The organism is Kitasatospora sp. NPDC090091, from assembly GCF_044747365.1.
Taxonomy (GTDB): Bacteria; Actinomycetota; Actinomycetes; order Streptomycetales; family Streptomycetaceae; genus Kitasatospora.
The window spans coordinates 76,207-103,041 of the sequence record NZ_JBIVDY010000008.1; the positions used below are offsets into that span (position 1 = coordinate 76,207).

The window sequence follows — 26,835 nt, forward strand, 5'->3', positions numbered from 1 at the left end:
CTGCGTCGCTCGTCGCTCGTCGCTTTCGACACCGGCGCGGCCCTTCGGCTCGGGGCGGGGGGAGTCAGAGGCTGATCGCGTAGGCCTTGCGGAGCGTCTCGTGGACCGTCCAGGTGGTGCGGTCCCCGGCGCGCAGGACGCCGCAGTCGCCCGGGCCGACGTGGAGCGTCGGGCCGTCCTCGATCTCGATGGTGGCCCGGCCGCTCAGCACCACGAACATCTCGTCGGCCTCCACGTCGGTGACCACGCCCGGGGTGATCTGCCAGATCCCGCGGAGCTGGCGGCCGTCGGCGGACTCGGAGAGCACGCGGCCGGAGACCTCGGGGGTGCCGGAGACGATCTGGGCCGGGTCGAGCGGGTCGGGTTCGAGCTCGGCGGCGGGGATGTGCAGGGCGAAGCTGGGCGTCGTGGCGGTCATGGGGTCGACGCTATCCGGGGACGCCCCCGGCCGCGGGGCGCAGAGTGTGTCGGGTCCGCGGGGCAGAATGACACTCCGTAGTGGTGGGCGGAGGTGTGGCTCGTGGCCGGCACGGGTGGACTCGGTGAGCGTGACTTGGCGGTACTGGAGCTCGAAGGCCGCCAGTGGCGGACGGCCGGAGCGAAGGAGCGGGCCATCCGGGAGGAGCTGGGTCTCTCCAGCACCCGGTACTACCAGCTGCTGAACGCACTGCTGGACCGGCCGGAGGCGCTGGCGCACGCTCCGGTCCTGGTGAACCGGCTGCGCCGGATCCGGGACGCCCGCCGGGCCGCCCGGTAGCGGGAGTCCGGCCGGGGCCGCGTGGGTAGGGTCCGGGCATGGGCCTTGAGCAGAGTGTGCCGCCGACCACGGATGCCGGGCGCGCGGGCCTGGCGGAGATCCTCCGGGCGCCGCGGGACGCGGTGGTCGCACTGGACTTCGACGGGACGCTGGCGCCGATCGTGGCCGACCCCGCGTCCGCACGGGCGCATCCGGACGCGGCCGGGGCGCTGGCCGCCCTGGCACCGCGGGTCGGGTCGATCGTGGTGGTGACCGGCCGGCCGGCCGCGCTGGCGGTGGAGTACGGCGGCCTGGACGCCCTCACCGGCGTGGTGGTGCTCGGCCACTACGGCGCCGAGCGCTGGGAGGCGGGGGAGCTGACCTCGCCGCCGGCGCACCCGGGGGTGGAGCGGGCACGGGCCGAGCTGGCCGGGGTGCTGGCGGAGTCAGGGGCGCCGGCCGGGACGTGGGTCGAGGACAAGGGGCGGTCGCTGGCGGTGCACACCCGGCGCACAGAGGCACCCGAGGAGACGCTGGCGCTGCTGCGTGCGCCGGTCGGGGCGCTGGCCGAGGCCCACGGGCTGGTGGTGGAGCCGGGACGGCTGGTGCTGGAGCTGCGTCCGCCGGGGGTCGACAAGGGGGCCGCGCTGACCGGCTACCTGCGCGAGCGCGGGGCGCGCTCGGTGCTGTACGCGGGGGACGACCTGGGCGACCTGGCGGCCTTCGACGCGGTGGAGCGGCTGCGCGGCGAGGGCGTCGCGGGGCTGCTGGTCTGCAGCGGCACGGTGGGCGACGCGCCGGTGAAGGAGCTCGCCGACCGGGCCGACCTGGTGGTGGCGGGCCCGGCCGGCGTGGTCGAGCTGCTGACGGCGCTCGGGGCGGTCCTCGGGGCCCAGGCCTGACTTGTGAATCAGGCCGGGGCCGCGCCACAGGTCAGGCCCTGATGCTGAGCGCCGCTCCGCCCCGGGCGGGCGGTCAGCGCAGCGCGTCCAGCTGGTCGAGGAACCACTGCTGCGGCGGCAGCGCGGTGGCCGCGGCGGCGAGCCGCTTGGTGCGGTCGGCGCGCTCGTCGGCGGCCATGGTGAGCCCGGCGTGCAGCGCGTCCGCGGTGGCGATCACGTCGTAGGGGTTGACGCTCAGCGCGTCCTCGCCGAGCTCGGCGTGGGCGCCGGCCTCGCGCGAGAGGACGAGCGCGCAGCCCCGATCGGAGACCACCGGCACCTCCTTGGCGACCAGGTTCATGCCGTCGCGGATCGGGTTGACCAGGGCGACGTCGGCCAGCCGGTAGGCGGCGAGCGACCGCGGGAAGTCGTCGTTGACGTGCAGGATCAGTGGCTGCCAGGAGTCCGTGCCGAACTCGGCGTTGATCTCCGCGGCCAGCTCCCGGACCCGCGCGGTGTAGTCGCGGTACTCGGCGAGGTCGGTCCGCGAGGGGTAGGCGAAGGCGATGTGGACGACGCGGTCGTGCCACTCCGGGCGGGTGCGGAGCAGGTGCCGGTAGGCCTGGAAGCCGCGGACGATGTTCTTGCTCAGCTCGGTGCGGTCGACCCGGACGACGGTGCGGCGGTCGCCGACGGCCTCGCGCAGCGCGGCGAGCCGCTCCTCGACGTCCGGGCGGTGGGCGCGCTCGCGCAGGAAGTCGGCGTCGGCCCCGAGGCCGTGGACGCCGAGGCGGGTGGTGCGGCCCGCGTGGGTGACGGTGAGGGCCTCCCGGTCGACCTCGGCGCCGAGCACGGCGGCGCAGCACTCGGCGAAGGCGAGTGCCCAGCGGCGGGTCAGGAAGCCGGCCCGGTCGGCGCCGAGGATGCCGGTGAGCACGGCCTCGGCGACGTCGTCGGGCAGCAGCCGGAAGTACTCGGGCGGGGCCCACGGGGTGTGCGAGAAGTGGCCGATCCGCAGGTCCGGCCGGGCGGCGCGGAGCAGCGCGGGGGCCAGCGAGAGGTGGTAGTCCTGCACCAGGACGGCCGCTCCGGGGGCGGCCTCGGCCGCCAGCGCCTCGGCGAAGGCGGCGTTGTAGGCGGTGTACGCCTGCCACTCGGTGCGGAAGCCGGCGTCGAAGGCGGGGGCCGTGGGGGTGGCGTACAGCAGGTGGTGGACGAACCAGAGGGTCGAGTTGGCCACGCCGTTGTAGGCGCGGGCGAAGGTCTCCGGGTCTATGTCCAGCATCCGGACGGCCTGCCCGCCGACATCGTGGCCGGCCCGGTCGAGGCGGCCGTCCGGGGCCTCCCGGGCGGCCCGGCGGTCCGCGTCGCCGAGGGCCGCGCAGACCCAGACGGCGTCGGGGTCGCCGATCGCGGAGAGCCCGGAGACCAGGCCCCCGCCGCCCCGGCGGAGGGCCAGCGTGCCGTCCTCCGCCGTGCTGAACGACACCGGTCCCCGGTTGGATGCCACCAGGACCGGGGCGGTGCCGGTCGAATTCGAACGCTCGGTCGTGAGATCGCCCATGATGGGTAGGTTGCCGGGGGCCCGGGGCCGCAAACCCCTCAGCGGGCCGGGTGGCGGCCCGCGTACTCGGGGACGGTGTGCATCGGGGGCCGCTCCAGGGCCGTCACCGGGTGGGTGTGCGCGGTGAACTCCCTGGTCTCCGGATCGCGGGTGAACTGGGTGAGCAGCGGGTGCACCAGATCGGCGGAGGCCTTGAGCCGGTGCGTCCGGTCCAGCCGTTCGAGTGCCGTGCGGTAGATGGTGGCGGCCATCCGGCCGAGGGCCTGGCCGTCCTGGTGGCGGTGGTGGCGCACCCCGACGTCCACCTGGGCCAGCGCGTCCAGGCCGACGGTCTCCAGTGCGTCGACCAGCAGGCCCAGCTCGACGCCGTAGCCGGTGGGGAAGGGCAGGCGTTCGAGCAGCGAGCGGCGGGCCGCGTACTCGCCGCCGAGCGGCTGGACGAAACCGGCGAGTTCCGGCCAGTGCAGGTTCAGCAGGGGGCGGGCGACCAGTTCGGTGACCCGGCCGCCGCCGGACGGGACCACCGCGGCGTCCCCCGCGGCGGAGTCGCTCGGCGTCACTTCGAGCGGCCGGTCGTACATGGCCTTGACCAGCTGGATGCCGGGGTCGGTGAGCAGCGGTCCGACGATGCCGGAGACGAAGGCCGGGTCGAACTCGCGCAGGTCCGCGTCGATGAAGCAGACGATCTCGCCGCGGGTGACCAGCAGCGAGCGCCAGAGCACCTCGCCCTTGCCGGGGGCGGCGGGCAGCCGGGGGAGGATCTCGTCCCGGTGGACCACCCGGGCGCCCGCGGCGGCGGCCACGGCGGCGGTGCCGTCGGCGGAGCCGGAGTCGACCACGACGAGCTCGTCGACCAGCGGCAGGCGCTCCATCAGCTCCCGGCGGACCGTGCGGACGATGTCGCCGACCGTGGCCTCCTCGTCCAGCGCGGGCAGGACGACGCTGACGCTGCCCGCACGGCCGGCGGCCCGCTTGGCCTCCAGCAGGGTGCGCACCGGACGGTCGGCCGCGCTCCACGAGCGCCGGCGCAGCCAGGACGCCGCCTGCGGGACGAGCTCGGGTGTCGGGTCGGCGGGCACGGGTCTCTCCTCGGCGGGGTTCGGGTGGAGCGGGTCGGTTGGAGCGGTCGGGTGGGGCGGATCAGGTGGAACAGCTGGGTGGAACGGTCGGGTGGAACGGGCCATCTCGCGTGGCGGACGGTCCCGTTCAAGCTTCACGCCTTCGGATACAGTCTTCGTACAGCGGTCGGACCTTCGCACGCCGGGGTCGCCGCTGAGCAGGACCAACAACTTCACAGAGCTCATCCAGAGGGACTGAGGGAACGGCCCGTTGACGTCCCGGCAACCTTCTCGCGCGGCTGTCGTTACAGGCCCCGGCGGGACAGGTGCCAATTCCGGCCTGTGGCGCAACCGCGCCGCGGGGAAGATGAGGAGAGAGGCCTCCGCCACCATGGCTATCGACACTGCCGCACCCGTCAGCACCGTTGACCTCGGCCCCGCCGCCGCGCTGTCCTGTCGCGAGTGCGGCACCCGGTTCCCGCTCGGCCCCAGCTTCGCCTGCCTGGAGTGCTTCGGGCCGCTGGAGATCGCGTACGACTTCGGGAGCGAGGGCGCCGAGGCGCTGCGGAAGCGGATCGAGTCCGGCCCGGCCTCGATCTGGCGCTACGCCCCGCTGCTGCCGGTGCCGGCCGACGTCGCCGGCAAGCCGAACCTGAACCCTGGCTGGACCCCGCTGGTCAAGGCGGACAACCTGGGCCGCGAGCTCGGCTTCACGGCGCAGCTGCACATCAAGGACGACTCCGGCAACCCGACCCACTCGTTCAAGGACCGCGTGGTCGCCTGCGCGATCGAGGCGGCGCGGGCGTTCGGCTTCACCACGCTCTCCTGCTCCTCGACCGGCAACCTGGCCGGCGCGGTGGGCGCCGCGGCCGCCCGGGCGGGCTTCAAGTCCTGCGTGTTCATCCCGCACGACCTGGAGCAGGGCAAGGTCGTCATGGCCGGTGTGTACGGCGGCGAACTGGTCGGCATCGAGGGCAACTACGACGACGTGAACCGCTTCTGCTCGGAGCTGATCGGCGACCCGGCCGGCGAGGGCTGGGGCTTCGTCAACGTCAACCTGCGCCCGTACTACGGCGAGGGCTCCAAGACGCTGGCGTACGAGATCTGCGAGCAGCTGGGCTGGCGCCTGCCGGAGCAGATCGTCATCCCGATCGCCTCGGGCTCCCAGCTGACGAAGATCGACAAGGGGCTGCGCGAGCTGGTGAAGCTCGGCCTGGTCGAGGACCGGCCGTACAAGATCTTCGGCGCCCAGGCCGAGGGCTGCTCGCCGGTGTCGGCGGCGTTCAAGGCCGGCCACGACGTGATCCGCCCGGTCAAGCCGGACACCATCGCCAAGTCGCTGGCGATCGGCAACCCGGCCGACGGCCCGTACGTGCTGGACATCGCCCGGCGCACCGGCGGTGCGGTCGAGGACGTGACGGACGCCGAGGTGGTGGCCGCGATCAAGCTGCTGGCCCGCACCGAGGGCATCTTCGCCGAGACGGCCGGCGGCGTCACCGTCGGCGTGCTGAAGAAGCTGGTCGAGACCGGACAGCTGGACCCGGCCAAGGAGACCGTCGCGATCAACACCGGCGACGGCCTGAAGACGCTGGACGCCGTCTCCGACGCCGGGATGACCGCCGTCATCCGCCCGACGCTGGCCTCGTTCCGCGACGCCGGCCTCGCCTCCGCCTGACCCACCCCCAGCTAGGAGAAGCCCCCCATGAGCGCCAACGTCCGCATCCCGACCATCCTGCGCACCTACACCGGCGGCGCCGCCGAGGTGAGCGCCGAGGGCGCCACCCTGGGCGACGTCATCGCCGACCTGGACCGGAACCACGCCGGGATCGCCGCGCGCATTCTGGACGACACCGGCAAGCTGCGCCGTTTCGTCAACGTCTACGTCAACGACGACGACGTTCGGTTCGCGGAGGGTCTGGCCACCGAGATCAAGGACGGCGCGAGCGTCTCGATCATTCCGGCGGTGGCCGGCGGCTGCTGAGCCGTCCGACTGCCGAGTCGGCCGCCCCGGGACGGAATTCCGACCCGGGGTGGCCGGTCGTATTTTGGCGGGAATATTTGCACTCCCAGTCGGAGTAGAGTGTGGCTCGACCGGGAACGGGGCTCCCCTCCCCCTCGTACCGGTGGTCGAATCCGTCCGCGCCCGCACCGCCGTTCCCCGTCCGGCCGCCGAGACCGCCGGCCGCTCCACGGCCGTGAAACATGTCAGGCCGATGTCAGAATTCTTGAGGGGATTTGGGTAATCCGTCCGCTATGTCCGGCGTGAATTGCGGCGTTCCTTCCGATTCCGTCGGATCTGCCCCTTGGCGGGCCCGGTGAATTCCCGGCGATTGGGCCTGTTGCAGAGGGCGTCGATCCGGATACATTCAGCCGCGGTCGACGCAATCGCCCGTACACCGGACGCCGTCCGGTGGTCTCGGCGGGGATTGCGGCGTGCACGGCTGTGCCCAGGGGGGGTTCCCCGGGCCGGCCTCAACCAGACCCGCACCCGCAGACCCGCGGGCGCGTGAAGGGCCAGCACAGCACTAGGGGAGTTCGGAATGGCTCAGGGCACCGTCAAGTGGTTCAACGCGGAGAAGGGTTACGGCTTCATCGCGGTCGACGGTGGTGCGGACGTCTTCGTCCACTACAGCGCGATCCAGATGGACGGCTACCGCACCCTTGAGGAGGGCCAGCGGGTCGAGTTCGAGATCTCTCAGGGGCAGAAGGGCCCGCAGGCGGACATGGTCCGCGCGGCGGTCTGACCTTTCCGACACCCAGGAGTTCGGCTCGGCCCATCGGCTGGTGCACCTCTTGCTTCGCGGCGGGCCCGCACGACACGCGTCGTGCGGGCCCGCCGCCGTGTGCGGGGCGCGGCGCGGGCCCGGCCGCGGGGCCCGGTGAGGCCCGGCCACGGGGCCCGGTGAGGCCCGGCGCGGGGGTGCGGCGCGGCTCGCGGGTTGGCGATTGGGCTTGCACTCGCCTACCCGGAGTGCTAATCATTGGCGTTAGCACTCACAGCGTGAGAGTGACAGCGGACCGGGTCGGTGAGGCCCCCGGGAGCGGTAGGGGAAAGGACCCCCGCACACCAGGGCCGTCCGTCGCGGGCACCCCTTGGTCCGAGCAGTCGACCGTGTCCCGGAGGACCACTTCTGATGGCCAAGATCATCGCCTTTGATGAGGAAGCTCGCCGCGGCCTTGAGCGTGGCATGAACCAGCTCGCCGACGCAGTGAAGGTCACGCTCGGCCCCAAGGGCCGCAACGTCGTGCTGGAGAAGAAGTGGGGCGCCCCCACGATCACCAACGACGGTGTCTCCATCGCCAAGGAGATCGAGCTCGAGGACCCCTACGAGAAGATCGGCGCGGAGCTCGTCAAGGAGGTCGCCAAGAAGACCGACGACGTCGCGGGTGACGGCACCACCACCGCCACCGTGCTGGCCCAGGCGCTCGTCCGCGAGGGTCTGCGCAACGTCGCCGCCGGCGCCAACCCGATGGCCCTGAAGCGCGGTATCGAGAAGGCCGTCGCCGCCGTCTCCGACCAGCTGCTGGCCCAGGCCAAGGACGTGGAGACCAAGGAGCAGATCGCCTCCACCGCCTCCATCTCGGCCGCCGACACCCAGATCGGCGAGCTCATCGCCGAGGCCATGGACAAGGTCGGCAAGGAAGGCGTCATCACCGTCGAGGAGAGCAACACCTTCGGTCTGGAGCTGGAGCTCACCGAGGGCATGCGCTTCGACAAGGGCTACATCTCGGCCTACTTCGCCACCGACCTGGAGCGGATGGAGGCGACGTTCGAGGACCCGTACATCCTCATCGCCAACTCCAAGATCGGCTCGGTCAAGGACCTGCTCCCGCTGCTGGAGAAGGTCATGCAGAGCGGCAAGCCGCTCGTCATCATCGCCGAGGACGTCGAGGGCGAGGCCCTGTCGACCCTGGTCGTGAACAAGATCCGCGGCACCTTCAAGTCCGTCGCCGTCAAGGCCCCGGGCTTCGGCGACCGCCGCAAGGCCATGCTCGGCGACATCGCCATCCTCACCGGTGGCACCGTGATCTCCGAGGAGGTCGGCCTCAAGCTGGAGAACGCCGGCATCGACCTGCTGGGCACCGCCCGCAAGGTGGTCATCACCAAGGACGAGACCACCATCGTCGACGGTGGCGGCGACAGCGAGCAGGTCGCGGGCCGCGTGAACCAGATCCGCGCCGAGATCGAGAACAGCGACTCGGACTACGACCGCGAGAAGCTCCAGGAGCGCCTCGCCAAGCTGGCCGGCGGCGTGGCCGTCATCAAGGCCGGCGCGGCCACCGAGGTGGAGCTCAAGGAGCGCAAGCACCGCATCGAGGACGCCGTCCGCAACGCCAAGGCCGCCGTCGAGGAGGGCATCGTCGCCGGTGGCGGCGTCGCCCTGCTGCAGGCCGGTGTCGCCTTCGACAAGCTGGAGCTGGACGGCGACGAGGCCACCGGTGCCAACATCGTCAAGGTCGCGCTGGAGGCCCCGATCAAGCAGATCGCGACCAACGCCGGCCTTGAGGGCGGCGTCGTGGTGGAGAAGGTGCGTAACCTCCCCGCCGGTCACGGCCTGAACGCGGCCACCAACGAGTACGTCGACCTGGTCGCCGAGGGCATCATCGACCCGGCCAAGGTCACCCGCTCCGCGCTGCAGAACGCCGCCTCCATCGCGGCGCTGTTCCTCACCACCGAGGCCGTCATCGCCGACAAGCCGGAGAAGGCCGCTGCGGCCGCCGGCGGCGGCATGCCGGGCGGTGACATGGACTTCTGATCCCTCGCCGGATCGGTCAAGTCTTCGATCGCACGGGCGGTTCCCCTCGGGGAGCCGCCCGTGCGGCGTTCTCTGGGAGAATGGACGGATGGCTTCCGCAGATGACATCGAGACCGCGCTGCACAGCGCGCGGGCACTGATCCTGGCCGACCTGACCGCCCGGGACGTGGCGGACGCCGCCGTGGTGTCGCTGGTCGAGAAGGCGGTGACGCACCGGCGCTGGTGGCTGGAGCAGTGGCCGGACGGCACCGAGTACGTGCTCGGGCTGGTCGCCCAGGACGTCCAGGACGCGCTGCTGGAGGCGTACGGCCGCTGGCCGCTCTGCACCGCGTGCGCGGCGGACGGGGATCCGCACGCGCTCAGCGTGGAGCCCGAGCTGGGGCCGGACCCGCACTGGGTCTGCGGCAAGGAGGGCGCGGTGGTGGCGCCCGTCGGGCAGCTCGCCTGAGGGCGCGCCTGCCCGGGCCCGAAGGCGTGAGGCCGGTACGCCCGGGCCCGTCCGCGTGAGGTCACCCGCGGGGCCCGTCCGCATGAGGCCGGTACGCCCGGGGCCGTCCGCGTGAGGCGCTAACCCTCCAGCGTGGCGAGCTCGGTGGCGAGATTGGCCCGGGCCCGGGCGTCGAACCGCTCGTGCGCCGCAGGGGTGCGGTAGAGCTCAGGGAGCGCCAGCAGCTGCCGCAGGACCGCGGCCCGGCCGGCCCGGAAGTCCGGCTCCGGGACGAAGGCGTACTCCTCCCGCACGGCCGCCGCGTAGCCGGCGTACGCCTCCGGGGCGCCGCCGAGGACGGCGAGGTCCGCGTCGCAGAGCACCTCCCCGTCACGGTCGCCCGGCTCGGGCCGGTGGGTGACGGTGAGCCGGACCAGCCGGACCACCTCGGCCACCCGCTCCGGCGACAGGCCCGCCTCGGTGAGGGCCCGGGCGGCGAGGGCGGCGCTGCGCTCCTCGTTCTCGGAGCGGTCCGGCCGGTAGACGGCGTCGTGGAACCAGGCGGCCAGCCGGACGGTGTCCGGCTCCGCGGCGTGCGCGGCCAGCGCGTCCACGTGATCGAGCACCGCCCGCAGGTGGCCGGTGGTGTGGTAGCGCCGCTGCGGCTCGGCCCAGCGGCGCAGCAGCTCGCGGCCGTAGGGCTCCGGGTCGGCGCTCGCGCCGCAACGGCGGAGCAGGGCGGTCCAGTCGGCGAGCAGGTCTCGGTCGGGCATGGGGGCCATTCTGCTGGGTGCGGAAGGATGATCTGACGTTTCCTCTGGACTGTATATGTCGGCGACCGGTATATGTAGTCCCATGACAGAACGAGCCATGCAGGAGCCGACGCTGCTCCTGCTCACCGCGCTGGCCGATGCGCCCAGACACGGCTACGCGCTCATCCAGGAGGTCGCCGCGATCTCCGACGGCCGGGTGAAGATGCGCACCGGTACGCTCTACGGCGCCCTGGACCGGCTGCTCCAGCAGGGCCTGATCGAGGTCGCCGCCGAGGAGGTCGTCGACGGCCGTGCCCGCCGCACCTACGCGCTCACCGATGGTGGGCGGGAGGTGCTGGCCGCCGAGGCCGAGCGGCTGCGCGCCGTCGCCGAGGAGGCGCAGCGCCGACTCTCCGTCTCCGTTTCCGTTGTCCGTCCGAGGGTCAGGGGGGCCTTCGCATGACCGATTTCACCCTGAAGGCCGCCCTGCGGCTCTATCCGGCCCGCTACCGCCGGGAACGGGCCGACGAGATCGCCGCCGTCTTCGCCGACACCACGGCGGGTGCCGGCCGGCTGGCCACCGCGCGGGAGGCCTTCGACCTCGCGGCGTACGGCCTGCGCCTGCGCACCCGGCTGACCTCCAGCTCGCCGGGTGGGCGGCTGGCGGCGCTGACGGCGCCGCTCGCCGCCGGCGCCTCGGCCGGGATGGCGGCCACCTTCCAGCTCGCGGAGCACTCCTGGTTCGACCTCGAACTCCCGCGCGAGGCCAGGGACGTGCCGTTCTTCCTGGCCCTGGCGGCGATCACCGTGCTGCCGCTGCTCGGGGCGGTCGCGGCCCTGTTCGGGCGGTGGTCCGCCGCGCGGCTGCTGGCCGGAGGGACGGCGCTCGCGGTGCTGGCGCACCTGGCCATGGAAGCGGCGTCCGTGCCGTGGGGGTCCAGGGTGTGGGTGGTCTTCTACGTCTTCGCCTTCGACGGCGCCTTCCTGCTCTGGAGCCTGGTGCAACTCGCCGCGCCCCGGGATGCCCTGCCGTCGCCCACCTGGCGGGAGCGGGGCCTGGTGCTGGTGTCGGTGGCGGCGTCCCCGGTCGCGATCCACGCGTTCGACGCCTACTCGTCCTGGAGCAGCATCGATCGGTTCTGGCGGGTCATGATGGTCGGCGTGCCGCTGTTCATGGCGCTGGCCGTCCTGCGCCGCTGGTACGTGGTCGCGGTGCCCGGGCTCGCCATGCTGTCCTGGACGTTCAGCGTCAACGTCTACCCGATCTGGCAGCAGTCGGGCGGGATGACCAGGCTGGTGCCGGAGACCGTGCTGGCGGTGGCCGCGATGGTCGGGCTGCTCATGCTGCGCCGGCCGACCGGTGGGGCGGCTCCGGGCGACGGGGACCGGAAGCTCGTGGCGTGAACCCGGCGGACCGGTGGGGCCGGGTGTCGCCGCCGGGTGCGGGGTGTGACAGTCTACCGATATGTCTAGACCAATTTTCGAAGTCATCGCGCTGACGCCCCAGGACGCCCAGGCCGCCGAGTCGGGCGGCGCCGACCGGCTCGAACTGGTCACGGACATGGCCGCCGACGGGCTCACCCCGTCCGTCGAGGACTTCGCCGGGATCCGCGCCGCGGTGGAGCTCCCGCTCCGCGTCATGCTCCGCCTGCGGGACGGCTTCACCCCGGGCGACCTGGACGGGCTCTGTGCCCGCGCCGACGCCCTGCGGGCCGAGGGCGCCGACGAGTTCGTCTTCGGCTTCCTCGACGCCGACGGCAGCGTCGACCTGGCCGCCACCGCGGCCGTCGCCGAGGCGGTGGCCGGCTGCCGGTGGACCTTCCACCGGGCGCTCGACCACAGCGCCGACCGGGCCGCCGTCCGCGCCGCGGTCGGCGCGCTGCCCGGCCTCGACACCTTCCTCACCTCCGGCGCGGCCGGCGGGGTGGACGCCGGCCGGGACGTCCTGCGGGCCGAGCTGGCGCGGGCCGGCGAGCCCGGGTACGGCCAGCGCATCCTGATCGGCGGCGGGTTGCGGGCCGGGCACGTGCCGGGCCTGCGGGCGGCGGGGTTCGACGCCTTCCACGTCGGTGGCGCGGTGCGCCCCGACGGGTGGCGGTCGCCGGTGGACGCCGGCAGGGTCGCCGAGTGGCGGTCGCTGATCGATGGCTGAGCGTGGCAGCGCCGACGGCTGAGCGATCGGCGGCCGGCAGCTCGGCGGGAAGGGGACCGGCGGATGCCGGTCCCCTTCGCGCGTCCGGCGCCGAAGCCGCGCGTCCGGTGTCAGGCCAGCTGCGCGGGCAGCGGCTCGGCGTGCAGCACCGCGAGCCCGGAGACCGCCCGGGTGAGCGCCACGTACAGCCGGCGCAGCCCGGTCCGCTCGTCCGGCTCGCCGGCGACCACCGCGGCCGGCTCGTCCAGCACCACGTAGTCGTACTCCAGACCCTTGGCCAGCGAGGCCGGGACGAGGGTCAGCCGGGCCTCGGTGCTGGTCTCGGTGCCGGGGGCGAGGTACGGCAGGCCGGCCGCGGCCAGCGCCTCGGCCAGCACCGGGATGCGGGCGTCGGCGGCGATCAGACCGGTCGAGCCCTCGCGCTCCAGCGCCCGGTGGCAGGCCTCGACCACCGCCTTCTCCAGCCCGTCCGCCGGGACCGGGGTGACGCTCAGCGAGCCGGGCGCCTCGCGGACCGAGCTCGCCGGGGCGAGGCCGGGGGCGATCGCCGGCAGCAGCCGGGACGCGTAGGCGATGACCTCCTCCGGGACGCGGAAGCCCTTGGTCAGCTCCTCGACGTGGGCGGCCGGCTTGCCGAGGTGGAGCAGGGCGTCCGGCCAACTCGCGGTCGCCCACGGGGTGGTGCCCTGGGCGAGGTCGCCGAGGACGGTCGCCGAGCCGGTGGTGCAGCGGCGGCCGACCGCGCGGTACTGCATGGGGGAGAGGTCCTGCGCCTCGTCCAGCACCACGTGGCCGAGCGAGGGCGTGCGCTGCACCAGGTCGGTCGCCTCGTCGACGAGGACGGCGTCGGCCTGGGTCCAGCGGGCGGTCTTCACCGAGCGGCCGGGCTTCGGCCAGAGCACCAGGGCCTGCTCCTCGGGGGTGAGGACGCCCTCCGCGCACGCGGCCAGGAACTCCGGGTCGGAGAGCAGCCGCAGCACCAGCTTGGCCGGCTCGACCAGCGGCCAGCACTCCTTGACCACCGCCTTGACCGCGGCGTTGCGGGCCACCGCGTCCTGCACCCGGTCGTCCGGGGCCTCGCCGCCCTGCTCCATCTTCAGCAGCACGGCGTGCGCGATCCGCTGCGGCAGGGCGTCCCGGGCCGCCCCGTAGCGGATCTCGCGCCCCTTCAACTCCTCGATGATCTCGACCAGTTCGTAGGCCGGTACGCGCCAGCGCCGGGAGCCGCGGATCACCACGCAGGGCTCGGTGGGCAGCCGGATGCCGGACCGGACCGCCCGGCGCAGCACCGCGGCCATCCGGGCGTCGCCCTTCAGCCGGGCCGCCTCGGCGGTGTCCTCGCCCCTCACCTCGACGTGCGCGACCAGCTGCTGCACGGTGGCCTGGGCCACGTCCAGCTCGCCGAGGGCGGGCAGCACCTGCTCGATGTAGGAGAGGAAGGCGTTGTTCGGGCCGATCACCAGCGTGCCGGTGCGGGCCAGACGCTCGCGGTGCGCGTACAGCAGGTACGCCACACGGTGCAGGCCGACGGCGGTCTTCCCGGTGCCCGGGGCGCCCTGGACGCAGACCGTGCCGCCGATGTCGGCGCGGACGATCTCGTCCTGTTCGGGCTGGATGGTGGCGACGATGTCGCGCATCGGGCCGACGCGGGGCTTCTCGATCTCGGCGGCGAGCAGTGCGGAGGCGGTGTCCGACTCCGCGGGGTCGGTGAGGTGCTCGTCCTCGTACGCGGTGAGCTCGCCGCCGGTGTAGCCGAAGCGGCGGCGGCGCTCGACGTCCATCGGCTCGGTCCGGCTGGCGCGGTAGAACGGCTGGGAGACCGGCGCGCGCCAGTCGATCACCATCGGGTCGCCGTCGGCGTCGTGGACGTGCCGGCGCCCGATGTAGAAGCTCTCGCCGCCGGAGCCCTCGGAGATCTCCTCGCTGATCGCGTGCAGGTAGTCGAGGCGGCCGAAGAACAGTGGGGTGTGCGAGAGGTCGGCCAGGGCAGCGATCCGGGCCTCGATCTGGTTCTGCAGGACGAGGGCGGTGACCCAGGTGCCGGTCACGTCGCGGATGTCGAGCGACTGCACGTCCTCGCGCATGGCGCGCAGCGCGGCCCGGGAGGCGGCGAGGTGGTCGCGCTCGCGCTGGAGGGGGTCGGTGGTGGGGGTGGCGGGCACAGCGAACCTTCCCGGCTGCGCCGGAAGCGGGCGCAGCGGATCGTAGGAGCTCACGGTGGATACAGCCGACCGGTTGCCGAGCGGTCGGCGCCTCCCCCGGCTGCCTGCGCGACTCAGCAGGTACCACGGTTCGGGAGGGGGCAGGCGAACGATCTTAGACCCGCGCGCCTCGGGGTTCCAGCCGGTTCCGGCCCCGTGGGGCCTCAGGGGTGCCGTACACCCGCAGGACGACCTTCGTCCTGCCGGATACGGCCTTTTGGGCGATGTGCCCGGCGCGTCCGGAACCTACCGTTGAAGTATGAGCACCGTACACGTCACGGCGCCGAGAGTGCCGAACCAGAAGTCCACCCCCGACAGCCCCGCCGGCGCCACGGCGGCGGCCGGCCACGGCCGCCGCCACAGCCCGCTGAAGACCGCCGTCCGCAACCTCGGCATCGCCCTCGACACCGCCGCGCGCGTGGTGCTCCTCGGACGCGACGGCGTCAGGTACTGAGAAGCATGCAATCAAAAGCTGGATCTCGCGAAACTTTGCGGATTTCAGCGGTTTGATTTGGGTAGTCTTCCCATCGGTAGATGAGGAGGACCGGCCATGCTGATGCGATTCCGGGTCGCCAACCACGCGTCCCTCCTGGCAGAGCAGGAGCTGAGTCTCGTCGCGACCGACGAGCACGAGGACATCGCGGTGACCGAGGTTGCCTCGGCCGGCGTCCAGGTGTTGCCGGCCCTGGCGATCCTGGGAGCCAACGCCTCGGGCAAGTCCAACGTGTTGAAGGCGCTCGCGTACATGCGCCACGCCGTGCTCGAGTCGCACGCCCGCTGGCTGCCGGACGGCGGAACATCACGGACACCCTTCTTGCTGGCCGCTGCCGGGCGGGCCGCACCGTCCGCGTTCGCGGTGGACATCGCGCTGGACGGTGTGCACTACGAGTACGGATTCGAGGTGGACGACCGGCAGGTGCGCGAGGAGTGGCTCAGGAGCTTCCCCGAAGGGCGGCCCCGGCGCCTCTTCGAACGATCGGTGGCGGAGGACGGGAGCTCGCACTACGAGTACGGGCCCAGTTTCCGCGGGCGCAAGCGGCTGATCGAGGACGTGGTGCGACCCAACAGCCTCTACCTGTCGGCCGGTGCGGGGAACAACCATGAGGTCCTGCGCCGTATCCACCGGTGGTTCCACCGGGGGCTCAGGGTTGCCCTGGACGCGAATTTCGCGGCCAGGATCCAGGAGACCCGCCGGCTGTGGGACGAGTCCGACCTGCACCGGGACAGGCTCCGAGGGCTCTTGCAGTTCGCGGACCTGGGCATCACCGACCTGTCGATCACCGAGGAGGAATGGGACGACGAACGCGCGCGCCAGGTGAGGTCGGCGATGCGGGTCCTGGTCCCGGAGATCCCGGAGGACGAGGCGATCGAGGTCAAGCCGGCGCCCCGGATCGGATTCGTCCACATGGCGGAGGGCAGCCCGGTGACGCTGGACCTCGCCGATGAATCGAACGGCACCCGTACGTGGGCAGGTCTCCTCGGCCCGGTGATCGGGGCGTTGCAGGACGGGTCGCTGCTGGTGGTGGACGAACTCGACGCACGCCTGCACCCGCATCTCGCGGCGAGGCTCGTGGCGCTGTTCCAGGACCCGGAGCGGAACACCAGCGGTGCGCAGCTGCTCTTCAACACCCACGATGCCACGCTCCTGGCCCCGCAGAGCGAGGCGAACCTGCACCGGGACCAGGTGTATCTGGCGGCGAAGAACCCCCGGACGGGAGCCACCGAGCTCACGGCCCTGGTCGACTTCAAGGTCAGGGACGGCGTCGAGAATCTGGAGAAGCGATACCTCGCAGGCCGCTACGGTGCGCTACCGTTCTTCGACGAAGAGCTTCTGGTGGGGATCGGGGCGAAGCGTGGGGTCGATGAGGCGGGGCAAGCCGCTCGGCACGAAGAAGCAGAACGCGAATACGCGTGAGCAGGAGCGGCGCTTCCTCGTCTACTGCGAGGGCGAGGTCACCGAGAAGATCTACCTCCGGGGCTTGGTCAGGGACCTTCGGGACAAGCCGATCTCGCTGAAGATCGGGAACAGTCACGGTGAACCGTGGTCGCTGGTGAGTTCCGCGGTAGCGCACGCGGCACGCGCGGACGAGCTGTTCGACGAAGTGTGGTGCGTGCTTGACGTCGAGGCCCCTCAGCAGGCGCCGTCCCTCGACCGCGCGTTGAGGCTGGCCCGGGCGAACGACGTCAAGTGCGCGCTCTCCTCGCCGTGCTTCGAGGTCTGGCTCCTCCTGCACTTCGATCGGGGCCGGTCGTACGTGGCGAGCCACCAGGCGGCCAAGGAGCTCGAGAAGGTCCTCAAGGGGTACGACCCGAAGGGCAAGGCATTCGACTTCGACGATGTCCGGGGTCACACCGAGAAGGCGCGCAGGGCAGCACTCGATCTGCACGACCGGCATGAGCAGCCGGGAAGGCAGATCGAGTGCTGGTGCGTCAGTAACCCGTGCACCTCGATGGGCAGTCTGCTGGACGCCCTCGACTACAGGCCCTGATCGCTACAGGACGTCGTCCGCGTCGATGATGCGGTAGGCGTAGCCCTGCTCGGCCAGGAAGCGCTGCCGGTGGGCGGCGAAGTCCTGGTCGACGGTGTCGCGGGCCACCACCGAGTAGAAGTGGGCGGCGTGGCCGTCCGCCTTGGGGCGCAGGACACGCCCGAGGCGCTGGGCCTCCTCCTGGCGGGAGCCGAAGGTCCCGGAGACCTGGATGGCGACGGTGGCCTCCGGCAGGTCGATCGAGAAGTTGGCCACCTTGGAGACCACCAGGACGCTGATCTCCTTGTTGCGGAAGGCGTCGAACAGCTTTTCGCGCTGGGTGTTGCTGGTCTCGCCCTTGATCACCGGGGCGTTCAGGGCCTCGCCGAGCTCGTCCAGCTGGTCGATGTACTGGCCGATGATCAGCGTCTGGTCGTTCTCGTGCTTCTTGACCAGCGCCTCGACCACCCGCCGCTTGGTGGCGGTGGTCGCGCAGAAGCGGTAGCGCTCCTCGGGCTCGGCGGTCGCGTAGGCGAGCCGCTCGGAGTCGGTCAGGGTGACCCGGACCTCGCAGCAGTCGGCCGGCGCGATGTAGCCCTGGGCCTCGATCTCCTTCCACGGGGCGTCGAAGCGCTTGGGGCCGATGAGCGAGAAGACGTCGCCCTCGCGGCCGTCCTCGCGGACCAGGGTGGCGGTCAGCCCGAGCCGGCGGCGGGCCTGCAGGTCTGCGGTGAACTTGAAGACCGGCGCGGGCAGCAGGTGCACCTCGTCGTAGACCACCAGGCCCCAGTTCCGGGCGTCGAACAGCTCCAGGTGGGCGTAGACGCCCTTCCGCTTGGTCGTCATCACCTGGTAGGTGGCGATGGTGACCGGGCGGATCTCCTTCCGGGTGCCGCTGTACTCGCCGATCTCGTCCTCGGTGAGCGAGGTGCGCTTGACCAGCTCGTGCTTCCACTGCCGGGCCGAGACGGTGTTGGTGACCAGGATCAGCGTGGTCGACTTGGCCTCGGCCATCGCGGCGGCGCCGACCAGCGTCTTGCCGGCGCCGCAGGGCAGCACCACGACGCCGGAGCCGCCGTGCCAGAAGCCCTCGACGGCCTGGGCCTGGTACGGGCGGAGCTGCCAGCCGTCCTGCTCCAGGTGGATGGGGTGCGCCTCGCCGTCCACGTAGCCGGCGAAGTCCTCGGCGGGCCAGCCGAGTTTGAGCAGCACCTGCTTGATCTGGCCGCGCTCGGACGGGTGGACCACCACGGTGTCCGGATCCACCCGCGCGCCGACCAGCGGGGCGATCTTCTTGGAACGCAGCACCTCCTCCAGCACCGGGCGGTCGGTGGTGCTCAGCACCAGGCCGTGGGTGGGGTGCTTGGCGAGCTGCAGGCGTCCGTAGCGGCCCATGGTGTCGGCCACGTCGACCAGCAGCGCGTGCGGGACGGGGTAGCGGGAGTAGGTGACCAGGGCGTCGACCACCTGCTCGGCGTCGTGGCCCGCGGCGCGCGCGTTCCAGAGCCCCAGCGGGGTGACCCGGTAGGTGTGCACGTGCTCCGGCGCGCGCTCCAGCTCGGCGAACGGCGCGATGGCGCGGCGGCAGTCGGCGGCCTTGGGGTGGTCGATCTCCAGGAGGAGAGTTTTGTCGCTCTGGACGATGAGCGGTCCGTCGTTCACGCGGGGAAGCCCTCCACTGGCTGACAGGTCTGTCGGGACTCAGACCCTCCAGTGTCTCGCATCCGCCGCTCGGGCGGGCGGGCTACTTCCACTCGTAGAACTTGCCGGTGGACTTCCCGTCCGGGCTGACCTCGTACTCGAACAGCCCGACGACGTCGTTGAGCCGCTCGAACTGCGGTGAGGCGCTGGAGAAGAACAGCGAGCCGCGCCAGCTGGTGCCGCCGCCCTCGGTGAAGTGGCCGATGCCGACGCCCTGCCAGCTGAGGGTGCCGCCGTCGGCGGACATGTCGACGCCCTGGCCCTCGCCGCGGAGCGTGCCGTCGGGGCGCAGTTCGGACTCGTAGGTGCCGAAGCCGTTGACCGCGGTGCCGTAGTAGCTGCCGGTGCCCGCGAAGGAGACCTCGACCAGCACGTGGCCGTCGCCGGCGGCGATGACGCGCCGGCCGGTGTCCTGGCCCTGGAATTCGCCGATGAGATCGCCGAGCATGATGACTCCTTTCGGGGATCCCCCCTTCCGGACTACGCCGGGTGCGACCCGTCGTCAAGGGCGGCCCTCCCTCGTGGAGAAGGGCCGGCGCGGCGGTCACCGCACGTGGTGGCGGCCGGGCGGCCACGGCCGGTGACGCGGCGGTTGGCGTGGCCGGTGACCGCAGCCGGTGACCGCCGGGCCGGTCGGTCGTTGAGCCGGGCATGAACAAGCCGAAGCGCGCCCTCACCGCCCTCGCCCTCGTCGGTACGGCCTTCGCCGCGACCGCCGCCTCCGCCGGCTCCGCCCACGCCCTCGCGGGCATCGGCGAGGGCCCGGGCGGGCTGATGGCGGCCCCCGCCTTCCTGCTCGCCGACCTGGCCGGCGCTCCCGAGCTGCCGGTCGGCCAGGGCCAGATCGGCACCCTGGCGGACCAGGCGGTCAAGGAGAAGATGAAGGAGGCCCGGGGCCAGTGAGCCGGACGCCGGCGGCATCGGGAGGGCGGCCGCCGGCCGGCACCACCCGCGGTGGTCACTCCTCCAGTTCGGCCACGCCGGTGATCCGGTGCAGGGCGAAGGTCCGGATCTCGTCGGCGTGGTGGTCGAACGCGGTGACGAAGCCGCCCTCCACCTTGACCGGGTCGATGATCCGCTGGCTGGCCAGCCCCTCGGCGTTGAGGTAGCCGATCCACATCCGCTCGCCGAGCAGCACCGCCGTCTGCAGGGCCGCCAGCGTCTCGGCGGCCGGGGTGCGCGGGAGCCGCTGGGCGTCCGGGGCCGGCTCGCGGCGCACGGCGGTGGCGGCGCGGTCGCCGGCCCGGATCGCCCTGATGGCGGCCGCGAGCAGGGTGTCGTCCGGCGTGGGCGGGCCGTCCGGGACCGGGACCGGGGCCGCCCGCGGCGGGGTCCGGTGGCTGTCCGGCCGGGTGATCAGGACGTCGCCCTCGGCGGACTCGGCCGCGGGCGCGTAGCCCATGGTGCGCAGCGTGGCGAGCAGGACGTCGGGCGCGGCCTGTGCGGCCAGCACGGTCGGGGCGAGCAGCCGCAGCCGCAGATCGGCGGCGCGGCGGTCGGCCAGCACCTCGCCGAGCAGCGCCGGGTCGTCGCAGCGCAGGTACGAGGAGGCGGCGCCGACCCGCAGGATGCCGTGCCGGCGCGCGACGTCGTCGACCAGGTAGGCGAGCGGCTGCGGGACGGGCGTCCGCGAGTGCTGCTCCAGGAAGGCCTGGAGGTCGGCGGCGGTGCGCCCGGCGTCGAGGGCGCGGCGGACCGATTCCGCGGTGAAGCGGTAGACGGTGGCGCCGCCCTTGGACTCGATGTCGGCGCAGAGCGCGAGCGCCTGGGCGAGCGGGGTGAGCAGCGGGCCGGGGGCGATCGCGGTGAGGTCCGGCTGCAGGATGACGTGGTCCAGCGGCTGCGGGAGCAGCGGGGCGAGCACCTCGGCGGGGTCGGCCTCGGCGGTGAGCAGCGCCCGGGCGGGGGCGGCGAGGGCGCCGCGGCCGGTGATGCCGAGCAGCTCGGCCTCGGCGAGCGTCCAGGTGGTGAGGTCGTCGCGGAGCTCGCGGCCCTGGCCGTTGGCGGGCGCCTGCTGGGCCGGGACGTGACCGGCCGGGACGTGACCGGTCGAGGCGGGCCCGGCCTGGGTGGGTCCGGCGGCGGGGCCGGGGCCGGTGGCCGGGCCGCCGCGCAGCGGGCGCTGCCAGCGCAGGGTCGGCAGCAGCTCGTCGGCGGTGGCCGGGGTCCCGGGCGGCAGCTCGGCGAGCAGCGCGAGGGCGGCCCGGCGGACGGACGGGGCCAGCGTGCGGTCCAGCTCGGGGCCCAGGGCGGCGCGCTGCTTGCCCTTGCCGTCCGGGGTGCCGGCCAGCGCTGGCACCCGGGTGGCGGCGAGCCAGCTCTCGGCCAGCAGCGTCCAGCGGTCGGCGGTGTCCTGCTGCAGCCAGCCGTCGTACGCCGGGGTCGGCGCCCAGCGTTCGTCGGCCTCCGTGTCGGGGGCCAGCAGACCCGCGGTGTAGGCGAGTTCGAGCCAGAAGGCGGCCTGCTGCTCGGTGGTCTCCAGTGCCTGTGCGGTCCGCTTGAGGTCGCGGACGCCGAGCCCGCCGGCCCGCAGGGTGGGCGGCGGGTTGAGGCCCCAGAGGTCGAGCAGCTCCTCGACGACGCGCACGGCGGTGTGGGCCTGCCCGGCGGCGGCGCGGTCCACGGTCTGCGGGTCGCGCGGGGCACCGGCCGGGGCGGGCTCGGGCTGGACCGGCTCGACCGTGCGGTGGCTGCGGCCGCCGCGCAGGTGCAGGGCGAGCTCGCGGGGCAGCACGACGCTGCCGGGGCCGCTGGGCAGCAGCAGGCCGCGGGCGAGCAGCCACTCCACCGGGCTCTGTGCGTCCTCGGCGGTGACCGGGCGGGTGGCGTCCGGGACGGTGCCGGTGGGCGGGCCCCAGACCAGCCGGTCCAGCAGCCGCCGGGCCGGCTCCGGGGCGGTGGCGAGCAGGGCGTCGCAGCGCGCCCGGTCGGTGAGCAGCGCGGTGAGCGCGGCCACGGCGGTGACCGGGTCCGGGGTGGCGGGCTGCCCGGCGGAGGCGAGGAGCTGCTGGAGCCGGGCCGGGGACATGCCGAGGGTGGCGTCGGCGAGCGTCGGGCCGAGGCCGGTGCGGCCGGGGTTGGCGGCGGTCGGCGCGAGTGCCTCGCGGGCCGCGATGACCAGGCGCAGCCCGTTCTCCGGGCCCCAGAGCAGGGCGCGGTCGCGCAGGGTTTCGAGCGCCCGGGGGAGGGCCGCGGCGACGGCGGCGCGGTCGGCGGCGGTCAGCGGCGTGGCGTCCGGGTGCGGCTTGACCTTGGCCGGGCCGGTGAGCAGCGTGCGGACGGTGGCCGGCGAGGCGCCGTCCGGGGCCGCCGCCAGCGCCTCGGCGACCTGCAGGGTGAAGCGGTCGAGGCGCTCCAGCGCGCGCAGTGCGGAGGCGCGGGAGGAGAGGCGGGCGGCGAGCTGGGTGAGGTCGCCGGGAACGGGGTTGAGCAGGTCGGGGCGGGACCGGAGCAGGGTGGCGAGGTCGTCGTCCGCGCGGCCGCGGAGCTCCTCCGCGAGGGTGCGGGGGGCGGCGGCCCTGCCAGGGCGTTGCGGGGCGGGGCGTCGGGCCGCGGGGCGTTGCGGGCCCTGCTGTGTGGTCATTCGACCTAGGTTAGTCGGGTGGGGCGACGGTGGGGACCGGTCGGCGTGGGCGCGGTTCCGGTGGGTACCGTCTGACCGGCGGGGACGGGCACGGGCGAGGCGGGGTGTGGGGCGATGGCGGACGGCGGGACGGCCGACGGCGAGTGGTGGCGCAAGCGGGGGCCGTGGAGTGCTCCGACGGGTGACGGCGCGGGCGCGGGGACGGGCGCGGGCGACAGCGCGGGCGCGGGCGGTGGTGCGGGCGCGGGTGCGGCCTCGGCGGACGAGGACAGCGTGTACGCCGTGGAGCCGTCGGCCGGCTCGCCGGGCATCCCGCCGCGGCCGTCCGAGCCGCCGCGGTCCGGGCCGTCGGGTTCCGGGTCGTCCGGGCCGTCCGGGCCGTCCGGGCCGGGCGGACAGGCCGGGCCGGTGCGGCGCCCGGCGGCGCGCACGGCCGACGGGGGCCCGCGGTGGGAGGCGCAGCTGTCCCCGGACACGGGGGCCGACGAGGACGTCCTGCCGCCGTCGTTCATGGCCGCGCACGCCGACGGCTGGGACTTCGTGGAGATCGACTTCTCGGACGGGTCGGGCCGGCCGGTGACCCCCGTCCCCGAGCAGCGCAGCTCGCCCGAGGACGCTCCGGCGCAGCAGCCGGCCGCCGCGGAGGCCCCGACCAAGCTCCGGGGCCGGAAGGCGCGGGCGCGGGCGAAGGAACAGGCCGGGGCGGCTCCGCCGGCCCCCGGCACCGCGCCGCCCGCCCAGGCGGCCAAGCCGGGCAGGCCCTCCGCCCTGGCCGGGCGCCGGCCGTCCCCGCTCCTGCTGCTGGCCGCGGTGGTGCTGGTCGGTGGTGCCGTGACCAGCCAGCTCCTGGTGATGCTGGTGGGCTGGGCCCTCGGCTGGATGTCCCGCCAACTCTCGGACCTCACACGCAAGTTCGCCATCCTCGGCATCCCGCTGGCGACGATGAGCGGGACCACGCTCTGGTACTGGGGCCGGGCGCAGGGCCGGTGGGGCGCGGCGCTCCAGCCGGGCCAGCAGGCCGGGCAGGCCGTCTGGACGGCGGCTCCGGGCGTGCTGCGCCTGGCGGCGGTGCTGTCGGCGCTGTTCCTGCTGGCCGTGGCGCTGAAACGGCGGGCGCAGCCGGAGGGGTGAGCCGGCGGTCGCACCCGTCGGGGACGGCCCGGCGTGCCGGAGCCCCCCGCGCGCCGGGCCGCACGCGCGCCCCACGCTCCGCACACGCCTCCCGGGCTCACCCGTCGGCGATGGTGACCCGGCGGTGGAAGGTCTCCGGGGCGCCGAGGTGGTCGACGATCCACGCGGCGATCGTCGCGCGGCTCGCGGTGCCCGCCCGGGCGAGCGGCAGTCCGTACGACACCCGGGGGCTCGCGGAGGCCGGCCCGTCCTTGAGCATCGGTGCCCGGACCACCGTCCAGACCGTGTCGGACTCGGTCAGCACCTCCTCCATCCGGGCCAGGTCCCGGTGGATCTCCCGGTAGAGCCGGTCGACCACCAGCCTGGTGACCATCCGCTGGGCGAACGGCAGGTGGTCGGTCTCCAGGCCGGCCGAGGACATCACCACCACGTGCCGGGCCCCGCCCGCCCGCGCGGCGGCCACCAGCTCCCGCGCGCCGTCCGAGAAGACGGTGGTGGCGGCCCGGCCGGCCGTACCGAGCGCCGAGACCACCGCGTCCTGACCTGCCAGCGGCTCCCGCAGCGAGCCGGGCCGGTGGACGTCCGCCTGTGCGGTGAGCGGGGTGCCGTGCGCGAACTCCGGCAGCCGGGCCGGGGTGCGGGCCACCGCGGTGACGGTGTGCCCGGCGGCCAGGGCGAGGTCGACGACCAGGCGGCCGGTGCGTCCGGCGGCGCCGACGACGGCGATCTTCATCAGGTCCTCCCAGGGGGGTCGGTCCTTGCGATTCATTCAGACAGGCTGTATGACTGAAATCAAGTGAACCACAGATCCGACCCAAAGGGGCGATGGCACATGGGAGTTCGTTACTCCGACCTGGCCGGGAAGGTCGCCGTGATCACCGGAGGCAGCCGCGGCATCGGCGCGGAGACCGCCCGCGCGTTCGCCCGGCAGGGGGCCGCGGTCGCCGTCCTCGGCCGCGACGAGGCCGCCCTCACGGCCGTCGCGGAGCAGCTGCGCGATCTCGGCGCCAAGGCGCTCGGCGTGGCCGCCGACTGCACCGACGCCGCCGCGCTCGGGCGGGCCTCCACCCGGATCGAGGCGGAGCTCGGCCCGGTGGACGTCCTCGCGGCGTTCGCCGGCGGCGACGGCTACCCCGTACCGACCGTCCGGGAGACCGAGGAGCACTGGCGGGCGGTCCTGGACGGCAACCTCACGGCCACCTTCCTCACCGTCCAGGCCTTCCTGCCGGGCCTGCTGGAGCGCCGCAGCGGCTCGGTGGTCACCATGGCGTCCACCGCCGGGCGGCTGCCGAGCGGCTCGTCCGCCGCGTACGCCGCCGCGAAGGCGGGTGTCCTGATGTACTCCCGCCACCTCGCCCTGGAGCTCGCGGGCGAGGGCGTGCGGGTCAACGCGATCGCGCCCGGCGCGGTCCGGACCGAGCGGACCGACGTCGTCATGCCGGCCCCGATCCAGGCGGCGGTCGCGGCGGCCCATCCGCTCGGGCGGCTCGGCGAGCCGGAGGACATCGCGGCGGCCACGCTCTTCCTGGCCTCCTCGGCGTCCTCGTGGATCACCGGCCAGACGCTGGACGTCAGCGGCGGGCGGGTCATCGTCTGAGGCGGGGGCGGAGCCGGAGGCCGCCTGCGCCCGCGCTCCGCCCGGGCACCGGGCGATCGGGGATACTGCCTGTTCACGGCAGCCGTGGCAGCGGCGGCGGGACGAGCGAGTGGAGGCGAGCGCGATGAGCCCCCGGTCCTACCGGATGGGACAGCGGCAGGCGGACGTCGACGGTACGCGCGCGCGGATCGTCGAGGCCGCGCGGGCCCAGCTGACCGCGACGGGCGCGCTCTCGCTCGATGCGGTGGCCAAGCGGGCCGACGTCGCCCGGGCCACCGTCTACTACCAGTTCGGCTCCAAGACCGGCCTGCTGGAGGCGGTCTGCGACGCCCTGGCCGAGCAGGCCGGGATGGCGCGGCTGGCCGAGGCGTTCACCCGGCCGGACCCGTGGGCGGCGGTGGACGGCTTCGTCGAGGTGATGGGCGGCTTCTGGGCGGTGGACCGCGTCTGCACCCGGCGGCTGCGCGCGCTGGCGGCCCTCGACGAGGAGGTGGGCCGGGTCATCGCCGAGCGCGACGCCCGGCGGCGCGAGGGCACCCGGGTGCTCGCCGCCCGGATCGACGGCGGGCCGCAGGACGCGGCGGCGGTGCTCTTCGTCCTCACCGGCTTCGAGACCTTCGACGCCCTGGCCGGGGAGGAGTTCGGCCCCGACGGCGACCTCCGGGCGGCGGTCCCGGCCGTCACCCGGCTGGCCAGGGCGGCCCTGGGCGGCCCGCCGGCCTGAACCGGCGGGCCGGCGGCCGGCCCCCTCGCTCGGGGGAGGAGGGGGCCGGCCGTCCCGGGCTCCCGGCTCGGTACGGGCCGGCCCGGACGGCCGCGGCCGTCACGCGCCCAGGAGGCGCTGCAGCTCGTCCAGGACGAAGTTGGCCCCGGTGTACCCGATGCCCTGGAACCAGAGCTGGTCGTCCACCTCGAAGGCCCGGTGGGCCTTGACGGCGCCCAGCGCCTGCCAGGCCGGGCCCGCCGGCACCGCCGTCGCGCCGGACCGGGCCGGGTCGCCGTAGGAGGCGTACAGCAGCAGGTCGCCGTCGGCCCTGGCGAGCTGGTCCTCCGGGATCTCCACGTCGAACTGGTCGACGTTCTGCGCGTCCGGCCGGCCCAGCTGGACGTCGGCCAGCACCGTGCCCAGGAAGTTCTGCTTCCCGTACATCCGGATCCCGCCGCCCTCGACGAACCGCACCAGGCTGACCCGCCGCCCCGAGGCCCTGGCGTTCGACAGGGCCTGCACCACCTGCGCGACGTGCCGCTGGTAGGAGGAGACGAACGCGGCCGCCGCGGCCTGCCGGCTCAGCGCCTGGGCGTGCACCTGGAAGTCCGCCTTCCACGGCGCGCCGGTGGTCTGGGTCATCACCGTGGGGGCGATCTCGCGCAGCTGGTCGTACCGGGAGCCGTCGCGGGCCTGGTTGGTGAGGATGAGGTCCGGCCGCAGGGCCCGGATCACGGAGAGGTCCGGCGCGCCGATCGACCCGGCCCGGGTGATCCCGCTCAGCCGGGACGTCGGCCAGTAGTCGGGGAAGCCCGCGTCGGCCGCCGCGAGGGCCGCGCCGACCGGGGTGATGCCCAGGGTGAGCGCCGAGTCGAGCTCGGCGGTGTCCAGCGTGACGACGCGCATCGGGGCGCCCGGCACCGTCACCGGCCCGTTGGCGGTGTTGACGGTGACCGGCGGCAGCGGGCTCGGGCTCGGCGGGGAGGCGGCGGCCGAGGCGGCGGCGCCGTCCAGCGGCGGGGTGCTGTGCCGTGCGCTGCACCCGGCGATGGCGGCGGCGCCGAGTGCCGCGAGCAGCGTGCGGCGGGTGGTCGGGGGCATCGGCGGTCCTCGGGCGGGTC

At 74.0% G+C, this 26,835-nt stretch carries 27 protein-coding genes and 1 riboswitch; of the genes, 17 read left to right on the forward strand and 10 right to left on the reverse strand.

Features of this window, described 5'->3' with window-relative positions; all coding sequences use genetic code 11:
- Positions 1–64 precede the first annotated feature (64 nt).
- Positions 65–418, reverse strand: coding sequence for a cupin domain-containing protein (locus ACIPSC_RS15885; RefSeq protein WP_313765076.1), 354 nt, complete (start codon positions 416–418; stop codon positions 65–67).
- Between the two features lie 93 nt (positions 419–511).
- On the opposite strand from ACIPSC_RS15885, the gene ACIPSC_RS15890 reads away from it, so the two are divergent.
- On the forward strand, positions 512–757 hold the full coding sequence (locus ACIPSC_RS15890; protein ID WP_380235766.1) for a DUF3263 domain-containing protein: 246 nt from the start codon (positions 512–514) through the stop codon (positions 755–757).
- 38 nt (positions 758–795) lie between these two features.
- Positions 796–1,638, forward strand: coding sequence for a trehalose-phosphatase (gene otsB, locus ACIPSC_RS15895; RefSeq protein ID WP_400826193.1), 843 nt, complete (start codon positions 796–798; stop codon positions 1,636–1,638).
- Between the two features lie 73 nt (positions 1,639–1,711).
- Here otsB and ACIPSC_RS15900 read toward each other — a convergent pair whose 3' ends face one another.
- Positions 1,712–3,181: a trehalose-6-phosphate synthase gene (locus ACIPSC_RS15900; protein WP_400826194.1), complete on the reverse strand. Its 1,470-nt coding sequence runs from the start codon at positions 3,179–3,181 to the stop codon at positions 1,712–1,714.
- 38 nt (positions 3,182–3,219) lie between these two features.
- A complete protein-coding gene (locus ACIPSC_RS15905; protein WP_400826195.1) occupies positions 3,220–4,260 on the reverse strand; it encodes a glucosyl-3-phosphoglycerate synthase in 1,041 nt (346 codons plus the stop codon).
- Between the two features lie 218 nt (positions 4,261–4,478).
- A riboswitch (SAM riboswitch) is annotated at positions 4,479–4,613 on the forward strand.
- A 17-nt stretch (positions 4,614–4,630) separates the two neighbouring features.
- Here ACIPSC_RS15905 and thrC point away from each other — a divergent pair.
- The 5 genes from thrC (at position 4,631) to ACIPSC_RS15930 (ending at position 9,444) form a co-directional block, all read left to right on the forward strand.
- Entirely contained in the window at positions 4,631–5,914 is a 1,284-nt protein-coding gene (gene thrC / locus ACIPSC_RS15910; RefSeq protein ID WP_400826196.1) for a threonine synthase, read from the forward strand.
- Positions 5,915–5,941: 27 nt separating this feature from the next.
- Positions 5,942–6,220, forward strand: a complete 279-nt coding sequence (locus ACIPSC_RS15915; RefSeq protein WP_238861216.1) for a ubiquitin-like small modifier protein 1 — start codon at positions 5,942–5,944, stop codon at positions 6,218–6,220.
- Between the two features lie 559 nt (positions 6,221–6,779).
- Complete coding sequence (locus ACIPSC_RS15920; RefSeq protein WP_030289665.1) at positions 6,780–6,983, forward strand: cold-shock protein; 204 nt, start codon at positions 6,780–6,782, stop codon at positions 6,981–6,983.
- A gap of 390 nt (positions 6,984–7,373) precedes the next feature.
- Positions 7,374–8,996 carry a chaperonin GroEL gene (groL, locus tag ACIPSC_RS15925; protein ID WP_270144962.1) on the forward strand — a complete coding sequence of 541 codons (1,623 nt, stop codon included), beginning with the start codon at positions 7,374–7,376 and terminating at the stop codon, positions 8,994–8,996.
- Between the two features lie 88 nt (positions 8,997–9,084).
- Positions 9,085–9,444 carry a hypothetical protein gene (locus ACIPSC_RS15930; protein ID WP_400826197.1) on the forward strand — a complete coding sequence of 120 codons (360 nt, stop codon included), beginning with the start codon at positions 9,085–9,087 and terminating at the stop codon, positions 9,442–9,444.
- Between the two features lie 119 nt (positions 9,445–9,563).
- On the opposite strand, the gene ACIPSC_RS15935 is transcribed toward ACIPSC_RS15930, so the two are convergent.
- Complete coding sequence (locus ACIPSC_RS15935) at positions 9,564–10,196, reverse strand: hypothetical protein (RefSeq protein ID WP_400826198.1); 633 nt, start codon at positions 10,194–10,196, stop codon at positions 9,564–9,566.
- A gap of 82 nt (positions 10,197–10,278) precedes the next feature.
- Between ACIPSC_RS15935 and ACIPSC_RS15940 the strand changes: the two genes are divergently transcribed.
- From ACIPSC_RS15940 to ACIPSC_RS15950, 3 genes are all read left to right on the forward strand, one after another.
- Positions 10,279–10,638 (forward strand): PadR family transcriptional regulator, encoded by a 360-nt coding sequence (locus ACIPSC_RS15940; protein ID WP_400826199.1) that lies wholly within the window; start codon positions 10,279–10,281, stop codon positions 10,636–10,638.
- Positions 10,635–11,579, forward strand: a complete 945-nt coding sequence (locus ACIPSC_RS15945; protein WP_400826201.1) for a hypothetical protein — start codon at positions 10,635–10,637, stop codon at positions 11,577–11,579. The genes ACIPSC_RS15940 and ACIPSC_RS15945 overlap by 4 nt, the downstream gene beginning before the upstream one ends.
- 61 nt (positions 11,580–11,640) lie before the next feature.
- A complete protein-coding gene (locus ACIPSC_RS15950) occupies positions 11,641–12,327 on the forward strand; it encodes a copper homeostasis protein CutC (protein WP_400826202.1) in 687 nt (228 codons plus the stop codon).
- 110 nt (positions 12,328–12,437) lie between these two features.
- Here the strand turns inward: ACIPSC_RS15950 and ACIPSC_RS15955 are convergent, their stop codons facing one another.
- Positions 12,438–14,411 carry a HelD family protein gene (locus tag ACIPSC_RS15955; RefSeq protein ID WP_400826437.1) on the reverse strand — a complete coding sequence of 658 codons (1,974 nt, stop codon included), beginning with the start codon at positions 14,409–14,411 and terminating at the stop codon, positions 12,438–12,440.
- Positions 14,412–14,787: 376 nt separating this feature from the next.
- Between ACIPSC_RS15955 and ACIPSC_RS15960 the strand changes: the two genes are divergently transcribed.
- From ACIPSC_RS15960 to ACIPSC_RS15970, 3 genes are all read left to right on the forward strand, one after another.
- A complete protein-coding gene (locus ACIPSC_RS15960; RefSeq protein ID WP_400826203.1) occupies positions 14,788–14,982 on the forward strand; it encodes a hypothetical protein in 195 nt (64 codons plus the stop codon).
- A 96-nt stretch (positions 14,983–15,078) separates the two neighbouring features.
- Positions 15,079–16,443 (forward strand): ATP/GTP-binding protein, encoded by a 1,365-nt coding sequence (locus tag ACIPSC_RS15965; RefSeq protein WP_400826204.1) that lies wholly within the window; start codon positions 15,079–15,081, stop codon positions 16,441–16,443.
- Entirely contained in the window at positions 16,391–17,017 is a 627-nt protein-coding gene (locus ACIPSC_RS15970; RefSeq protein ID WP_400826205.1) for an RloB family protein, read from the forward strand. The genes ACIPSC_RS15965 and ACIPSC_RS15970 overlap by 53 nt, the downstream gene beginning before the upstream one ends.
- 3 nt (positions 17,018–17,020) lie before the next feature.
- Here ACIPSC_RS15970 and ACIPSC_RS15975 read toward each other — a convergent pair whose 3' ends face one another.
- A complete protein-coding gene (locus ACIPSC_RS15975; protein ID WP_400826206.1) occupies positions 17,021–18,658 on the reverse strand; it encodes a DNA repair helicase XPB in 1,638 nt (545 codons plus the stop codon).
- An 82-nt stretch (positions 18,659–18,740) separates the two neighbouring features.
- Positions 18,741–19,145, reverse strand: coding sequence for a hypothetical protein (locus ACIPSC_RS15980; RefSeq protein WP_400826207.1), 405 nt, complete (start codon positions 19,143–19,145; stop codon positions 18,741–18,743).
- A 203-nt stretch (positions 19,146–19,348) separates the two neighbouring features.
- On the opposite strand from ACIPSC_RS15980, the gene ACIPSC_RS15985 reads away from it, so the two are divergent.
- Entirely contained in the window at positions 19,349–19,600 is a 252-nt protein-coding gene (locus ACIPSC_RS15985; RefSeq protein WP_400826209.1) for a hypothetical protein, read from the forward strand.
- A gap of 55 nt (positions 19,601–19,655) precedes the next feature.
- Here ACIPSC_RS15985 and ACIPSC_RS15990 read toward each other — a convergent pair whose 3' ends face one another.
- Complete coding sequence (locus ACIPSC_RS15990) at positions 19,656–22,280, reverse strand: helicase-associated domain-containing protein (protein ID WP_400826211.1); 2,625 nt, start codon at positions 22,278–22,280, stop codon at positions 19,656–19,658.
- Positions 22,281–22,394: 114 nt separating this feature from the next.
- Between ACIPSC_RS15990 and ACIPSC_RS15995 the strand changes: the two genes are divergently transcribed.
- On the forward strand, positions 22,395–23,411 hold the full coding sequence (locus ACIPSC_RS15995; RefSeq protein ID WP_400826212.1) for a hypothetical protein: 1,017 nt from the start codon (positions 22,395–22,397) through the stop codon (positions 23,409–23,411).
- 97 nt (positions 23,412–23,508) lie between these two features.
- Here the strand turns inward: ACIPSC_RS15995 and ACIPSC_RS16000 are convergent, their stop codons facing one another.
- Positions 23,509–24,180, reverse strand: coding sequence for an NAD(P)-dependent oxidoreductase (locus ACIPSC_RS16000; protein WP_400826213.1), 672 nt, complete (start codon positions 24,178–24,180; stop codon positions 23,509–23,511).
- Positions 24,181–24,243: 63 nt separating this feature from the next.
- On the opposite strand from ACIPSC_RS16000, the gene ACIPSC_RS16005 reads away from it, so the two are divergent.
- Both ACIPSC_RS16005 and ACIPSC_RS16010 read left to right on the forward strand, forming a co-directional pair.
- Entirely contained in the window at positions 24,244–25,008 is a 765-nt protein-coding gene (locus ACIPSC_RS16005; RefSeq protein ID WP_400826215.1) for an SDR family NAD(P)-dependent oxidoreductase, read from the forward strand.
- Between the two features lie 124 nt (positions 25,009–25,132).
- The gene (locus ACIPSC_RS16010; protein ID WP_400826216.1) at positions 25,133–25,732 is read left to right on the forward strand and encodes a TetR/AcrR family transcriptional regulator; all 600 of its coding nucleotides are present in this window, start codon (positions 25,133–25,135) and stop codon (positions 25,730–25,732) included.
- 99 nt (positions 25,733–25,831) lie between these two features.
- Here ACIPSC_RS16010 and ACIPSC_RS16015 read toward each other — a convergent pair whose 3' ends face one another.
- A complete protein-coding gene (locus tag ACIPSC_RS16015) occupies positions 25,832–26,815 on the reverse strand; it encodes an ABC transporter substrate-binding protein (protein ID WP_400826218.1) in 984 nt (327 codons plus the stop codon).
- Positions 26,816–26,835: the final 20 nt, after the last annotated feature.